Source organism: uncultured Psychroserpens sp. (genome assembly GCF_947503375.1).
In the GTDB taxonomy this organism is placed as follows: domain Bacteria; phylum Bacteroidota; class Bacteroidia; order Flavobacteriales; family Flavobacteriaceae; genus Psychroserpens.
The window spans coordinates 317,754-335,088 of sequence record NZ_CANNDQ010000002.1; the positions used below are offsets into that span (position 1 = coordinate 317,754).

At 33.3% G+C, this 17,335-nt stretch carries 9 protein-coding genes; 5 read left to right on the plus strand and 4 right to left on the minus strand.

Translation table 11 applies throughout. From position 1 onward, the window contains the following. Both gldI and Q0876_RS04745 read left to right on the plus strand, forming a co-directional pair. Positions 1-537 carry a gliding motility-associated peptidyl-prolyl isomerase GldI gene (gldI, locus tag Q0876_RS04740; protein ID WP_299224658.1) on the plus strand — a complete coding sequence of 179 codons (537 nt, stop codon included), beginning with the start codon at positions 1-3 and terminating at the stop codon, positions 535-537. Between the two features lie 10 nt (positions 538-547). Next, the gene (locus Q0876_RS04745; RefSeq protein ID WP_299224660.1) at positions 548-1,771 is read left to right on the plus strand and encodes a peptidylprolyl isomerase; all 1,224 of its coding nucleotides are present in this window, start codon (positions 548-550) and stop codon (positions 1,769-1,771) included. 68 nt (positions 1,772-1,839) lie between these two features. On the opposite strand, the gene Q0876_RS04750 is transcribed toward Q0876_RS04745, so the two are convergent. Beyond that, positions 1,840-3,303: an aminoacyl-histidine dipeptidase gene (locus Q0876_RS04750; RefSeq protein ID WP_299224662.1), complete on the minus strand. Its 1,464-nt coding sequence runs from the start codon at positions 3,301-3,303 to the stop codon at positions 1,840-1,842. Positions 3,304-3,356: 53 nt separating this feature from the next. On the opposite strand from Q0876_RS04750, the gene Q0876_RS04755 reads away from it, so the two are divergent. From Q0876_RS04755 to Q0876_RS04765, 3 genes are all read left to right on the plus strand, one after another. Beyond that, the gene (locus tag Q0876_RS04755) at positions 3,357-4,424 is read left to right on the plus strand and encodes a DUF3810 domain-containing protein (protein ID WP_299224664.1); all 1,068 of its coding nucleotides are present in this window, start codon (positions 3,357-3,359) and stop codon (positions 4,422-4,424) included. 88 nt (positions 4,425-4,512) lie between these two features. After that, the gene (locus Q0876_RS04760) at positions 4,513-7,494 is read left to right on the plus strand and encodes an amidohydrolase family protein (protein WP_299224666.1); all 2,982 of its coding nucleotides are present in this window, start codon (positions 4,513-4,515) and stop codon (positions 7,492-7,494) included. A gap of 10 nt (positions 7,495-7,504) precedes the next feature. Continuing rightward, entirely contained in the window at positions 7,505-8,815 is a 1,311-nt protein-coding gene (locus Q0876_RS04765; protein ID WP_299224668.1) for an amidohydrolase family protein, read from the plus strand. Positions 8,816-8,869: 54 nt separating this feature from the next. Here Q0876_RS04765 and Q0876_RS04770 read toward each other — a convergent pair whose 3' ends face one another. The 3 genes from Q0876_RS04770 to Q0876_RS04780 all read right to left on the minus strand — a co-directional run bounded on the left by Q0876_RS04770 (position 8,870) and on the right by Q0876_RS04780 (position 17,236). Next, positions 8,870-9,676: a DUF6503 family protein gene (locus Q0876_RS04770; protein ID WP_299224670.1), complete on the minus strand. Its 807-nt coding sequence runs from the start codon at positions 9,674-9,676 to the stop codon at positions 8,870-8,872. Between the two features lie 101 nt (positions 9,677-9,777). Then, positions 9,778-12,984 carry a T9SS type A sorting domain-containing protein gene (locus Q0876_RS04775; protein ID WP_299224672.1) on the minus strand — a complete coding sequence of 1,069 codons (3,207 nt, stop codon included), beginning with the start codon at positions 12,982-12,984 and terminating at the stop codon, positions 9,778-9,780. A 142-nt stretch (positions 12,985-13,126) separates the two neighbouring features. Then, positions 13,127-17,236, minus strand: a complete 4,110-nt coding sequence (locus Q0876_RS04780) for a T9SS type A sorting domain-containing protein (protein ID WP_299224674.1) — start codon at positions 17,234-17,236, stop codon at positions 13,127-13,129. Positions 17,237-17,335: the final 99 nt, after the last annotated feature.

The following is a 17,335-nucleotide window of genomic DNA, read 5'->3' on the forward strand; positions in this document are numbered from 1 at the left end:
ATGAAATATATTTTTACACTTTTATGCGTTTCAATACTTTGTAGTTGTAAATCACCTACGCCAAGAGAACCTGAATCGGTCAAGTCTGGTTCTTTTATAAGAGAATCTGCTGAACGAAATAAAAAACTCAATCAAAAAGAGCGCACGCGTTTTGAAGCATTAATGAATCAAAATCCTGAGTACGATTACATCGCTTCTGAAAGTGGTTTTTGGTACTATTACCATACTAAAGTAGAAAAAGACACTATAACTCCTCGTTTTGGAGACATCGTTAATTTTAATTATAATATAAAAGACATAAATGGTAATGTTATTTATACTAAAGATGAATTAGGTACCCAGAATTATGCTATGGATCAGGAAGAGATTTTTACAGGCCTTCGAGAAGGTTTGAAATTATTAAAGCCAACAGAGTCTGTCACCTTTTTATTTCCATCTCAAAAAGCATATGGATATTATGGAGACAATGATAGAATTGGAACAAACATACCTCTTATTTGTAAAGTAAAAGTAAATCATATAAAGCAAAAACAATAAATACACACACATGAAATTGATTAGCAAAACCCTACAATTATTAGTACTATGTATCGTAGTTACTGCAACCTCATGCAAAGAAGAATATCCAGATTTAGATGATGGCCTTTACGCAGAAATAGTAACTTCAAAAGACACCATGATTGCAAAACTATTCTATGATAAAGTACCAGTTACTGTTGCCAATTTTGTTGCATTAGCAGAAGGAAATCATCCTATGATGAGTGAGGAGTTTAAAGGCAAACCATTTTTTGATAGCTTAACTTTTCATAGAGTAATGGATAAATTTATGATACAAGGTGGTGATCCAACTGGCACTGGAAGTGGAAGCCCAGGTTACAAATTTACTGCTGATTTTCACCCAGATCTAAAACACGATAAAGGCGGAATATTATCTATGGCTAATGCTGGTGGGTTTAATACCAACGGAAGCCAGTTCTTCATTACTGAAGTGCCTTACCCAAGCTTAGATGCGTATGACAAAGAAGGTAATTTGAAACCATGTGATCAGCCAAGAGTTAGCTGTCATTCGGTATTTGGAGAACTTGTGAAAGGTATAGAAGTGCAAGATTCTATATCTAATGTAAAAGTCGGACAAGGAAATAAACCTTTGGAAAATGTTTATATTCTAGAAGTAAATATTATTAGAAAAGGTGGTGATGCTAAATCGTTCAATGCGCCTAAAGTTTTTGAAGCTGAACTTCCAGAAGTTGAAGCTGAAATTGAACAGATTAAAGAAGAAAAACGCTTAAAAGCTGAAGAAGAAAAACGAGTGAGAGAAGAAAAAATTGCTAATGCTTCCGAGGCAACCAAACCTATATTAGAAGATTACGAATCTAAAAGTAAAACCTTAGCTTCTGGGTTAAAAAAACATATTATTACTGAAGGTACTGGACCAAAACCAAAGCAAGGTGCTGAAGCTATGATTGCCTATGAAGGCTATTTTGTAGATGGCCGCTTATTTGACAGTAACCTCCTCGAAGTTGCCGATAAGTATGGTATGGTAAATCCACGACGTCAAGCAGCTGGTGCTTATGGTCCAACAAAAATGCCAATCAAACCAGATGCACAAATGATTGCTGGTTTCAAGGAAGCCATTGCATCTATGCGTGTTGGTGAGAAAGCATTTTTCTATATTCCTTCCCACCTAGCTTATGGTGAAGCAGGAAGACGAGGCATTGCACCGAATACAGATCTTACATTTATTCTTGAAATGACAGCTATAGTGCAGTAACTTAGTAAATAAAACCATAAAAAAAGCCTTTCAAATGAAAGGCTTTTTTTATAATTTACTGTTGGTCATTACTTCTTTGGAATATGCTTCAATATCTCTAACACAAAAGTCCAATATTTTTGAGCAGAAGAAATTTGAGCTCTTTCATCTGGTGAATGCGCACCTTTGATATTTGGACCAAAACTAATCATATCCATATCTGGATAGTTGGTACCTAAAATACCACATTCTAAACCTGCATGACATGCAGCAACATGTGGTTCTTCACTATTATTTAATTCTTTATATAATGGCACCATAACTTTCAATATCTCTGAATTCATATTGGGTTTCCAACCTGGATAATCACCACTAAATTCTACTTCACATCCTGTTAATTCAAACGTAGCTCGCAACGTATTTGCCAGATCCCATTTTGAACTCTCTACAGAACTACGAGTAAGACATCCAATTTTTATATGACCATCTTTTATTATAACTCTAGCAATATTATTTGATGTTTCTACCAAGTCTTTAATATCAGGACTCATACGATACACGCCATTTATAGCAGCATAAACAGCTCTGGTAATACCTTCTTGCACGCCCAAATCCATGATTTTCGAAGGTGTATCAATTTTTGAAACCTCAATAATTAAATCTGGCTCCATAGTTTTATATTCGGCCTTAATATCATTTGCCATATCATTCATCTCAGAAATAAAAGCAGCTTCGTGGATGGCATCAATGGCAACTATGGCATTACTCTCTCTCGGGATAGCATTTCTTAAACTTCCACCATCAACCTCAGAAATACGCAAACCAAAATTCTCAAAACCATCAAATAGCAGTCGATTCATGATTTTGTTAGCATTACCTAACCCTTCATGAATTTGCATTCCAGAATGACCGCCTTGTAGCCCTTTAACCAATATTTGAAATCCTATTTTAAATTCTGGAGTATCTTCTTGTTCGTAAGTTCTAGTTGCAGTAACGTCAACACCTCCAGCACAACCTACACCAATTTCGTCATCTTCTTCTGTATCGAGATTTAAAAGAATTTCACCCTCAAGTACACCTCCTTTTAATCCCATAGCACCAGTCATTCCTGTTTCTTCATCTATTGTGAATAAAGCTTCTATAGCTGGATGTACAATAGTTGTACTTTCTAATATAGCCATGATAGTCGCAACACCAAGACCATTATCGGCTCCTAGCGTTGTACCTTTAGCTCTCACCCAGTCACCATCTATATACATTTCGATACCTTGTGTGTCAAAATCAAAAACGGTATCATTATTTTTTTGGTGCACCATATCAAGATGTGATTGCATAACTATGGTTTTTCTATTTTCCATTCCAGCTGTAGCAGGTTTTTTAATAATCACATTCCCTACTTCATCTTCGATAGTTTCTAAACCAAGATTAGCTCCAAAATCTTTCATAAACTGAATCACAAGTTCTTCTTTTTTCGAAGGTCTAGGAACAGCATTTAGATCTGCGAATTTATTCCAAAGTGCTTTCGGCTCTAATTGTCTTATTTCTGAACTCATTATTGTTAAATTTTAGTTTCGCAAAGGTACATTCTTTTTAGTATTTTTGAGTTATGCTAAAACACAAAAAAAGCCTCATAGCATTTTCTATTATTCCACAGATTTTTCTTCTGAAATTACTAGCTCATTATCCAAATTTTGTTGAAAACATCTACAGTCATGGTATATATATCTGGATATCAAAAGCAATGCGTTATGCGTTTGGCTGGTTACCCTTCTCAATAGGTGATGTGTTTTACACACTATTAAGTTTATATGTTATACGTTGGCTTATTACAAATAGAAAACGAATCATTAACGATACCAAGCATTGGTTATTAGAGGTCTTATCTACCATCTCTATTGGTTATTTTGCATTTCATGTCCTTTGGGCATTCAACTATTATCGTTTACCACTACATGAATCATTAGAGATAGATAACGAATATACAACGGAAGAATTAGTTACGATCACAAAAGAACTCATTACCAAGGCCAATCAAATTCATTTAAACATAACAAAAAACGACTCTATAAAAGTTGAGATGCCATATACGAAGTCTGAACTTCTTAAAATGATTCCTAGTGGTTATAACGAGCTCTCCAAAGAGTTTCCATATTTATCTTATCATCCTAAGAGTATTAAACGTTCTATATATAGTATTCCATTAACTTATATGGGATTTTCTGGCTATTTAAACCCATTTACGAATGAAGCGCAGATAGATGGTTTAATACCATCCTATAAGTTTCCTACAACTGGTAGCCATGAAGTTGCACATCAATTGGGTTATGCCGCCGAAAACGAAGCCAATTTCATTGGAAGCATGGCAGCCATGCATCATCCAGACATCTATTTCAATTATTCTGGAAATGCCTTTGCTTTAAGGCATTGCCTAGGCGAAGTCTATAGAAGGGATCATACCACCTACGAAAAACTTATCCAGACTGTGAATAAAGGAATTTTAAAAAATTATCAAGAAGTAAGAGATTTTTGGGACAGCTATCAAAACCCAACTGAGCCATTATTTAAATCTACTTATAACAACTTTTTGAAAGCCAATAATCAAGCTAATGGAATGGAAAGTTATAGCTATGTGGTGGCACTTTTAGTCAATTATTATAAAAGCAATGATTTTTGAAATCACAAACGTTAAAAAAGCACGCATTACCCTTTTTCTCTTTCTATAATTTTTATCTTTAAGAACTAATTTTAATCAACTATTACACATGTTAAAAACACCTTTGGTTATTTTAATGCTTTTATGGAGTTGCTCTTTATTTGCACAAGAATACTATCCTAAAAATGATGGTGTAAAGACCATTAATTCAAATTACACAGCATTCACTAATGCAAAAATCTATATCACAGCAGATCAAGTCATAGCTAATGGCACACTTTTAATTAAAGATGGGAAAGTCGTTGCTTCAGGCACTCAGGTAAGTATTCCCGACAACAGTACAATTATTGATATTGAAGGCAAGAGCATTTATCCTTCTTTTATTGATATGTATTCAGATTTTGGAGTTGAAAAACCTAAGCGGCAATCTGGAGCTGGTAGAAGCCCTCAATACAATCCAACACGAACCGGATATTATTGGAATGATCATGTAATGCCAGAAAATAAAGCTATTGAAAAATTCAAATTTGATACAAAAAAAGCTAAAGAATATCTTGATGCAGGTTTTGGAGTTGTAAACACACACATTCAAGATGGTATTGTTAGAGGTACTGGTACTTTGGTTGCTTTAAATACTGATGCAGGTAATGAATCTATTATTCTAGATCAAAACTCAGCACAATATTTTTCATTTAGAAAGAGTGTTACTTCTAGACAATCATATCCAAGTTCTATTATGGGAAGCATGGCTTTATTACGTCAATTATATATAGACTCAGACTGGTATGCTAAAGGTAATAGTAAGACTAAAGACCTTTCTATTGAAGCACTTAATACTAATAAAGGTTTAGTTCAAATTTTTGGAGCTGGCAGTAGAGTTAATGCCTTACGCGCAGATAAAGTTGGAGATGAATATGGAATTCAATATGTCATTTTAGGAGGTGGCGACGAATACGAACGTATTGATGAAATAAAAGCTACAAATGCTTCTTTTATTATTCCTGTAGATTTTAGAGATGCTTATGAAGTAGATAATGTGTTTTTAAGTGAATCTTTAGCGCTAAGTGACATGCGAGCCTGGCATCAAGAGCCAACAAATCCAAAAGTATTGGCAGATAACAATATAACGTTTGCTTTCACTACTCATGATCTAAAATCACCTAAAGTCTTTAAAGCTAAACTTATCAAAGCTATTGAATATGGACTTTCAAAAGAAAAAGCACTAGAGGCTTTAACAACTGTTCCTGCTAAACTACTTCAAAAGTCCTCTGAGCTAGGACACTTAAATAAAGGTGCTTACGCAAATTTTTTAATCACTTCTGGAGATGTATTTGATAAAAAAACGACCGTATACGAAAACTGGGTTCAAGGTAAACAAACCATATTAAATGATATGAATATTAAGGACATCAGAGGTGATTATGAATTTAGTTTAGCAGGTGAAACTTACAAATTAAGTTTAAAAGGTGAGTTAAATAAACTGAAATCAGAAATTACAAGTAATAATAAAAAAAGAGGCTCTAAAGTAAGCTACATGAACGATTGGCTTTCTATAGCAATGACTACAAAAGATTCTATAAAACAGGAATTTATAAGACTTGTGGCTTACTTATCTAATGGTACGAATCTTAATGGTAAAGCTAAGTTTCCAAATGGAAATGAAATGACATTCTTTGCAAAAAAAGTAAATGACAACGCCAATAATGATTCTTCTGAAAAAAATAAAGAAGATAACACTATTGAGACCACCTTTCCTGTGACCTATCCTAATACTGCTTACGGGTTTAAACAACTTCCAAAACAAGAAACATTATTATTCAAGAGTGCTACAGTTTGGACAAATGAAGCTGAAGGTATTTTAGAAGAAACAGATGTTCTAATAAAAAATGGTAAAATTTCTAAAATAGGAAAGAATCTATCAGATTCTAATGCTACAGTAATTGATGCTAAAGGAAAACACTTAACCTCTGGCATCATTGATGAGCATTCACATATTGCTGCAGCTTCGATTAATGAAAGCGGACAAAACTCTTCAGCTGAAGTAAGCATAGAAGATGTGATTGATAATGAAGATATAGATATTTATAGAAACCTTGCTGGTGGTGTAACATCTATTCAAATTTTACATGGATCTGCAAATCCAATTGGCGGACGCTCAGCTATTATCAAACTAAAATGGGGAGAATCTGCAGAAAACTTAATTTTTGATGATAGTCCAAAATTCATAAAATTCGCATTAGGCGAAAATGTAAAGCAATCAAATTGGCAAAGTTTTGAGCGCTTTCCTCAAACGAGAATGGGAGTTGAGCAATTATATATAGACTATTTTAACAGAGCTAAAACTTATGATGCTTTAAAGAAAAGTGGAAAACCCTATCGGAAGGATATTGAAATGGAAGTCTTAGCTCAAGTTTTAAACAAAGAGCGATTTATCTCTTGCCATTCTTATGTACAGAGTGAAATCAATATGCTGATGAAGGTAGCTGAGCAATTCAATTTCAAAATCAATACGTTTACGCATATTCTTGAAGGCTATAAAGTAGCAGATAAAATGGCCGAGCATGGTGTAGGTGGATCAACATTTAGTGATTGGTGGGCTTATAAATATGAAGTTAATGATGCGATTCCGTATAATGCTGCAATTATGCATGATGCAGGTGTAGTGGTAGCCATAAATAGTGATGATGGCGAAATGTCTCGTCGTTTAAACCAAGAAGCAGCAAAATCTGTTAAATATGGAGGCATTAGCGAAGAAGACGCATGGAAATTCGTAACACTTAATCCCGCAAAACTATTACATATAGATGATCGTGTTGGAAGCATTAAAGTTGGGAAAGATGCAGATGTTGTTTTATGGTCAGATCATCCTTTATCCATATACGCTAAAGCTGAAAAGACCATTATTGAAGGGGTGACTTATTTTGATTTGAAACGTGATGAAATGATGCGTAATGCTATCAAGACAGAAAAAAGCAAACTCATTAATGCGATGATGCAAGCAAAAAATAAAGGACTTAAGACACAACCTATAAAGAAAAAGGAAAAAGATCAAATGCATTGCGATTATATTGATCATGAACAACAACATTAAAACAACAACAATGAAAAGTTTACAAACATATATAATACTTCTAGTATTGCTTGCTTTTGGTTATTCAAATGCTCAGCAAACTCCAGCACCAAAGCAAAGTGAAACTATAGCTATTACAGGTGCTAAAGCACATATTGGTAACGGCCAAGTTATAGACAATAGTTTAATTATTTTTAAAGATGGTATTCTTACCAACGTTTTAGATGCAACTGTTGCTCGAATAGACCTTAGTGGCATGACAGTAATTAATGCTAGTGGCAAACACATATATCCTGGTTTTATAATTCCAAATACAACCTTAGGCCTAGTTGAAATTGATGCTGTTCGCGCAACTGATGACGATGCAGAATTAGGATCATGGAATCCACATATAAGAAGTTTGATTGCCTATAACTCAGAATCAAAGGTAGTAGAATCGATGCGTCCAAATGGTGTATTGCTCGGGCAAATAACACCACGTGGTGGACATATTTCAGGCTCATCTTCTGTAGTTCAATTTGATGCTTGGAATTGGGAAGATGCAGTAGTAAAAGAAGATGATGGTATTCATATGAATTGGCCAAACAGTTTTTCAAGAGGTCGTTGGTGGTTAGGCGAAGACCCAGCAATGAAAGCCAATAAAAACTATGAGAAGCAAATTAAAGAAATTGTTGATTTTTTCAATGAAACCAAAGCTTATGCTAGAGCTTCTAACCCAATAATTAATTTACCTTATAAGGCTACTCAAGGTCTTTTTGACGGTTCTAAAACACTATATATTCACGTTAATGACGAAAAAGGAATTATTGATGCAGTAAATTTTTCTAAAGAAAATCAAGTGGAACGTATGGTGATTGTTGGTGGTTATCACGCTTATAGAGTTGCTAATTTATTAAAACAAAACAATATCCCAGTACTTTTAAAACGTGTACATTCAAGACCAAGTCAAACTGATGATGATTACGATTTACCTTTTAAAACAGCTAAATTATTAGTCGATAAAGGTGTTCTTGTAGCTTTAGAAGGTAGCGGACAAATGGAACGTATGAATGCACGTAATCTTCCATTTTATGCTGGCACTACTGTAGCATATGGTTTAACAAAAGCGCAGGCATTAGAGTTAATAACATTAAATACAGCAAAAATTTTAGGAATTGACACTAACTATGGGTCTTTAGAAGAAGGCAAAAGTGCAACACTATTCATTTCTGAAGGAGATGCTTTAGATATGCGAACCAATATTATCTCACATGCATTTATTGACGGAAGACAATTAAGCCTTGAAACCCATCAAACCAAATTATGGAAACGTTATTCTGAAAAATTCAAGAACCAAGATTAGTGTGTATATAAAAAAGACCTGATTAGATCAGGTCTTTTTTATTCATTTTTAATTTTACTCAATTACTTCTGCACCATCTATTTTACTAAATAATTCTGAATCAACTTTAGTTTTTAGAAGTTCAATATTTGTAAACTCTAAATCGTTGCGTTTAGTCGTTGGAAGGTTATTTTCATAATTATACCATGTTAATGTTTTTGGTAATAATAATCCATTTATGGTTTGCCAATCACTATAATTGATAAAATGAAATTCCTTTCCTTTTTCTTTAGTAAAATAGGTTACTGTATAACCTAACCAAACCATTTGGTGTGTGTTAGCATCGTAGTATAAAATATATTCATCATCAGGTGATTCTCCTACTCCACTTTCATATGAAATTTTAATTCCAGGATAACTTTTTCCTTCAAACTCTAAAGCTTGAACGTCTTCATAAATTATACCATCATCTGCTAAAATAAAAGGCATCGCATAAAAATAGAACATCAAGTTATAGTAAAACTTAGGATTGCCTTTATATGTAGTTGTGTCTTTTTTATGTAACCATACTTCAGTACCATCGTAACCTATGGTGTGGTTTGGCATATCGATATGTGAATTTCTATTATACAAATCTGTAGTAGTGACCTCATTTCCAGATTCTTTAGCCATAGTAAATTTTAATGTTTGCATTTTTCGCCATGTTTCTAATCCGCCATGTGCTTCAAAAACTTTGGTGATATGTTCTGGATATACACTTGTTGTAATATTTAACTCTGTTTCAGAATAATCAATTGATTTAACTACTTCTTCGTCCTTAGTGTTCTTGCATGAAGCAAAAACTGTGAGCATCATTAATAAAAATAGACTTTTGTATTTCATTTTTTATTTGTTTTAGTTTTTACTTAGACGAAGACTAAATTAATAGTTTACAAAAATGCCCCAGACATTTCCGAGGCATTTTTTTGAATTTTTAATTCTTCTTATTCAATAACTAATTTTTTAATACTCTGCTGATGTGGTGTTATTAGTTCAACAAAATACAATCCACTTTGGAACTGTGAAACATCAATTATAGTCTCCTTATTTTGTAAATTATATATATTGTGAATCAACTTACCTTGAATATCATAAATATTTATTACAACTGAATTTGGCAAAACATTATTTAGCTTAACATTTAAAATATCGCTAACTGGATTTGGATAAATCTCAAAACTGCTAGTTTCAAACGCTTCAACAGAAAGATTATCTTCTACAAATTCTGTCTGAAATGTATTAGTAATTATTGGTGCATTGAAATCAAAAAAAATAGCGGCATTATTTGGTATAATATCGCCAATTGCATATCCTGGTTTAGGCTTTACTTTAAAATAGACATAACCGATACTACCTTCAGCATCATCTTGTTCGGCTGGTAGATTTATATCTTCAAAAAACCACTCTACGCTACTATTTGTTCTAGTGGATACATAATCATGACTTGATCGTAGCATCACAAAAGTGGTCTCATCTAACTGAACATCTAAAACATCTTCAATTCTCACAAATGAAGCTGCAGCTGTTCCAATATTTTGGAATCTAATCGTGTAATATAGGTATTCATCTGAATTGATAAAATTATCATATTGAACTGCTCTTCCATGAGATTCCAATTTATCATTAGGATCAAAAGAACCTATTACTTCCTGTGTCAAGGATGAGATGTTATTTTCAGCAACTAGATCGTTAGTTATTGTAATGTATTCAGCTGTATTTGTTACTAGATCACCAAGATTTAAATCTATTGAAGCTGTAAAAGAAATTAATGCTGTGAGTGTTTCTCCAGGTGGTATATTAACAAAATCGAGGCTAAACCCATTTGCATTCAAAGTGGTTGTGTAATTTGCGTTAGTGCTTATGGAGTTGACAGTCAAATTTGAATCTACAGTAAAGTCTAAACTACCAGAAGTCGTTATCAGTCCTAAATTTTCAATAACCAAATAATTATTATGAACAAATCCAGGTTGAGGTGATTGATCACTAATTATGTACACTGCTATATCCTCACAAGATTGTTGATCTACTATAGGAAATTCAATATCTACATTCTCTCCAATTATAATACCTACATCTTCAAAAACGGCTGTAGTAACATCATAACAATCTTCGTAATCATCATAGAAATAATAATTAATATCATAAGTATCAGTATCTTCAGAACTTGCTAATGTAAAACTACCTGTTGAAGAAGAAACTGTATTAATTACTGCATCATCATTAAGCTCGTAGGTAAAATATCCATTATTAAAACTTTGTTCTCCAGTATCAAATACGCCATTTTGATTAGTATCATAAAACGCCCTTACGTTAATAAGACCAACTTCATTACAATCAATAAAGGTCACTTGGATGTCATCCTCAGCAACACTATCACAGCTATTGTTATATAGAATTACTGAATATGTACCAGATTCTGTTGCGTCATAAGCAGATTCAGACGATACAAAAACACCATTATAATACCATTCGTAAGTATCTGCAAATGGTGACTCCGCTTCAAGGGTAACTAAATTGGTATCTGAATCACATATATTCAAATCTGGACCTAGATCAACTTCTACGTCTCCTGTGATGCTTCCAGCACCAACTTCGGAGAGATTAGTTTGAGAGATCGAGATGGTTCCTATATCATTAGAAAAATTAGTAACTAAAATAATATATATTTCGCCAGATAAGGCATTTTCAATAGTAAGGTTCTCTACTGAATTAGCAGAATAACTACAATCTACAATATTCCCATAAGGATAAAAATTAGGGTTGTTCGTATTATTAACACATTGGTTTGCAGTTGGGCAGCCTAAATCTAATACTGAACATGCGTTATCAAGAGAGGCAAATGGTCCCCAAGCCACAAAATCAACATCTAAGCCATTACCACTACTGCTGGTTTGTACAATTTCTATTTCAATAGGTCCAGATTCACCAATTTGAATAATATTCCATGTTTGGTTTGGTGTAGAAAACAAACATGCAATATCATCTGTACCAGGAAGACCTACAGTATTAGGTGTGGTTAATGTACCATTACTAGTACAAAATGCAATCGCTTCTTCACAGACTACATTAGAAGGTGCATCTCTCAAGCAGACATCAAAAGAAGACGTTTCTTCGTCACTACCTTCTGAAAATACTCTAATAAAATACGTGCTACCTATATTAAGTTGGCTAGCAACAGATGTTGGATTTGTAGAGCAATACAACTCAACAAGATTATCACATGTACCACTGTATACAGCATGATCTAAATTAAATGTTCCAGCAGTTACATTTTGTATATTAACCAACTGACTTTCTGTTATAGCAGTAAATTGAAACCATACATCATCATCAACATCGCCCTGACAGTTTGGAGTTTGAACATTAGATCCTGTAGCTCCAAAAATTGTGCCTGAAGCAATTAAATTACACGTATCATCAGCTGTATCTTCGACAAGAACTGTAGCCGAACAAGCCTCATCATTTTCTGGAGGACATGTTGATAGTTCAATTGGAGCACTATTTATGCTGCAATTTATATCTTGATCATTTTGTACACTTACTGTAATTTCATTTAAAAATGGAAATGGGCCTATTTGATATATCCCTATAGCTGTTGCATTTATTGTAGTTGCATCAAAGCTATTAAATATGGTAATTGAGCTAGCATCACCAAGACTTGTAACGTCAACATTAATAAAAAATTGATTCCCATTTGCACAATCCTCTTCAACTATAAAATTAGCATCTGGATTAGAACAAGTTAAACACACAACACTATAATTAATTCCTGCTGCACAACAACCATTACCATTAAAACAACTTACTGAACCATCAGAATCAACCGCAAAACTTATAGAATCTCCAGATGAAATATAACTCAATCCAGAGATATTACCATTAGCACCATAAGGTGTAGCTTGATTTAAATCTGTAACACCATCTGTATCTAAAATAATAAGTTGGTCATAGGAAAATTCTACTGCTCCTGAATCTATAGTTAGTTTTAAAGGGCTTCCGTCTGAACTTGTGTATGTAACAACCGTATTGTCATTATTACCATAACAATAAGATACGTCTAGTGGTCCATTTGCACAATCTAGAGTGGTTTGTGCTTCTATTTGTGTGATTCCAACTATTAAAAAAAGGAAAGTGAGTAATGTATGTTTCATATTGATGGTTAGGTTTAGAAACAAATGTAAGAAAAATTTTATGGAATATTCTGACTGCAAGTAATGTACAATTGGCTACAGTTGATTAATACAAAAAAAGCCTCAGAGATGATCTGAGGCTTTAAAAGATTTTAATCTTTCTTTATTCAATAATCAATTTTTTAATCCATTCTTTGTGACCTGTATTAAGCTTTACAAAGTACATCCCACTTTGAAAATTTGAAATATTTAGATCCGTTTGTATTTCAGATAAAGAACGACTTAAAATGAGTTTACCTTGTATATCATAAATACCAAGAGAGACATCTATATTTTGAGTTCCTTCATTTAATTTAACAGTAATTACATCGTTAGCTGGATTTGGATAGATTTCAAAATTGGTAATTTCAAACTCTGAAACAGATAAAGCATCTTCGATAAATTCACTATCAAATCTATTGGTGATCACAGGAGCGTTAAAATCAAAATAGATAGCTGCAGTATTGGATATAATATCTCCAACTGAATAACCTACTTTTGGTTTAACTCTAAAATATACAAACCCTTGACTTCCCAATTCGTCATCTTGTTCTGCTGGTAAATTTATATTATCAAAAAACCACTCTAAATTGTTTTCGGATCTGGTTACTACATAATCATGACTCGAACGGAGCATTTGAAATGTAGTCTCATCCAAGAGATCACTCAATACATCATCAATTCTAATGAAAATGGCTTCAGCTGTTCCTAGATTTTGAAAACGAATGGTATAATATAGATACTCGTCTGATATTGCAAAATCATCATAGACAATTTTTGGACCATGAGCTTCCATTTTATCATTTGGATCCCAAGACCCTACAACCAATTCAGATAAAGTAGAATAGTTATTTCCAACAACCAAATCTGTACTGTCTGTAAGATAATCTGCCGTATTAGTCACAATTTCTCCAAGGGCAACCGAAGCTGGACAAGTCAATGAAATACTGATATACTCAACATCTCCTGGCTGTAGATTTACAAAATCTACTGTAAATCCTGTTGTAGTAGTTGTAATCGTGTAATTTGGATTTACCGAAAAAACATTATTATAAATCAATAATGGATCAAAGGTAAATTCAACTGTGCCAGACGAAATGGTAGTAAATCCTAAGTTTTCTAAGACGAGATGATTCGTGTGAGTAAATCCAGGTCTTGGTGGTGCCGAATAATTAATTAAATAGACAGCTAAATCTTCACAACTTTGTTCTTCAACAATTGGGAAATCTACATTAATTGAGCTACCTGCTGCTACACTTACATTATCAAAAACACTAATTACAGTATCATAACATGCAGCAGACTCCTCATAGAGGTTAAAGGTAATGTTATAGACATCTGTCTCATTGGCACTTAAAATTTGAAAGTTCCCTGTAGAAGAATTCACCGTATTTACATTACCATTAACTTCATAAGTAAAATAACCGTTTGAAAAGTTAACTTCATTTGCATCAAAACTATTATTGGCATTAGCATCAACAAAAGCATTCACATTTATAATACCTACAGATGAAGAACAGAAGACATCAAAATCAAACTCTGCTGTACAACATGAATTTCCATTGGCACAACTTACAGAACCATCTGTACTGTAACGCACAGTAATCGTACTTCCTGAAGATGTGTAATTTAACCCCGTAAAATCACCATCATTACCATATGGTAAATTAGGGTTTAAAATTGATCCATCAGAATCAATAATAGATACTTCATCAAAATCTACTTCTGTACTACCAGCATTAAAGAAAATAGTTAGAGGAGAACCATCTGAACTTTGGAACCCAAACTCGGTATCGTCATTATTTTCATAACAATAAGTTGTGTTTACTACGCCATTTTCACATGTTACTATTTGGTTTGGATTGGCTCGTGTGGTAAAACTTTCTTCATTACAATCAAATGCATCACCATTGTCATTGTATGGCGTTATAGTTGCATAATAGGTAATTGAAAAATCTAGTGTACCTAGATCATAAGTCAGTACATCACCTACATCTAAATGATCTAGTACTTCAGTTCCTCCTGGTGTAATCCCTAAAGAAATTTTATAACCATTAACGATAACAGTAGCTGGACTCCATGATAGATCGGTATTTTCATCTACATCTTGATCTAAATTTAAAGGTGAAGTCAATATAGCATCACAATTAGGCACTGCAGAAGTATCTACACAACTCACATCATAATCAATAGGTGTATAGTTTTGGTCTGCACAACTATAAATATCGTCTGAGTCAATATAAACAGTAATTCTATTTCCTGTAGAAACAAACGACAAACCAGTTAAATCCCCATTATTACCATAGCTTGTGTTTTCAGGATTTAAATTTGTGATCCCATCTGAGTCGATAACATACAATTCGTCCCAGTCTACTTCAACTTGCCCTGCATTAAAAAAGACTTGTAGTTGTGAACCGTCTACACTTTCATATGTATATTGCGTAGCATCATTTAACTCATAACAGTATGTTGTATTTACTGGCTCAGCGTCGCAATTTATTTCTATTGGACATGAGCCACTTATTAAATTAAAATCTTCTATTACCACACAATTTCCATTAGGTGTTAAAACTCTAACATATATAGTTTCTGTAACGTTTATTGATGTATAGGCATTTTCATTAGTAATTATATTAGCACCAGAAAATGCATCATTATAAGAATTGTGAAATGTAATCTCAAACAGTGCTGCATCTACTCCATTTAAAAGTTCAGGAATTACAGATGTTAAGTCAAAAACTGGATCTGGACCACAGTTTGTAATATCTGAAGGAGTTACAGTTACTGGTGTTTCTCCTTCATTAACATCTACACTGGCATTAGCCATACATCCAGTTACTAGATCGGTTATAGATACTGTGTAAGTTCCGCCTTCAAAAACTACAATTTCGGGATCTATAGCACCTGTATTCCATAGAAAAGAGTATTGTTGTGAACCGCCATTAATAAAAGGCGTTAAAACAATTTCAGTACCAGAACAAACAGTATATGGACCATTGAAATTTATTTGAGGATTAAGACTTAGATTAAAAAATATCTCAACAATAGCAAAATCGGTTGATTGATTATCGTCTACTCTAACAATAACTTCAACAGAATTTCCACTCACTAAATAAGCTGTTGGATCTAAAATTGAATTGATTTCATTTTGTGCATCAATTTCTGATTCATAGTATGTGAATGTATAATCCAATACATTTTGACCGTTGACTATATTTGTTTCTTGGGATGTCAAGTCGAATATTTGTGTGTCATTCGGGTTGTCTGTACACAGATCTACTATAACAGAAGAGGCAGGAACACAATCTAAATTCACCACCAAATCAAGCTCTGTTAATTGATAACATTCACCACTTACATTAGATACTCTTACATAAATTGTTTGCATGGATTGAATAATATTGGTATAGTTGTTTGGTAAAGCATTGGTGAAATTTTGTGCATCTTCTATCGTTTCATGAAACGAAACAAAAAATAAATTGGGATTATTTGTGCCTAAAATTTCAGAGACTTTACTACCAAGGTTAAATGTAAAAAAACCATCATCGTCAGTATCACATTCTATTAGAGGTGCTGGTGCTGTAATATCTGCCTGATTATCTACATTTAAAAACAGTGCTGTATTTTGATTGACATAAAAACAACCTGTATTACTATCAGTTATTCTTGGATATAGTGTTTGCGAATAAGCAGTTATATTAGTATATGCAGATGGAGTTGCTATGGGATTGACATTATTAAGAGCATCTTGATAACTTTCATAATAAGCAATTGTAAATGATGGGTTACCTTGAGTAAATTCAAAATCAAAAAGCGTTAGATCAAAAGTTGAAATACCATCTATTTCACCTTCATCACATACAATAACATCTTGAGAGAACACTTGCAATGCAAACTCTAATACAACTAGATCAAATGTAGTAAGCTCTAGATTTCCAGTTGAAACTTCTAGTACACTAACATAAATAGTTTGCGGATTAGATGTGTTGAAATAAGGATTTGGCAACGGATTAATTGTTTGATCTGCATCACTTTGAGTGAGATGATAAGTAATACTATACGCACTAGGGTTTAGACCATTCAGTATTTCATTGTTCTTGCTCGTGAGATCAAACGCTACTGTCCCATTACCTTCTGTATCACAAAGTTGATAATCTGAAGGTTGTGCAATTGTTTGAGAAAATGTGATAAAAGAAATTAATAAGAAAAGCGGAAAAAGTAATTTTAATTTCATTTGGTTAGTTTTAAAGTGTGGTTATAAGAGTTGTAAGCTATTCTGCAATCAATATCAATTATATAACATGCAAAGTAGAATTATTCCTACCTGAATTTT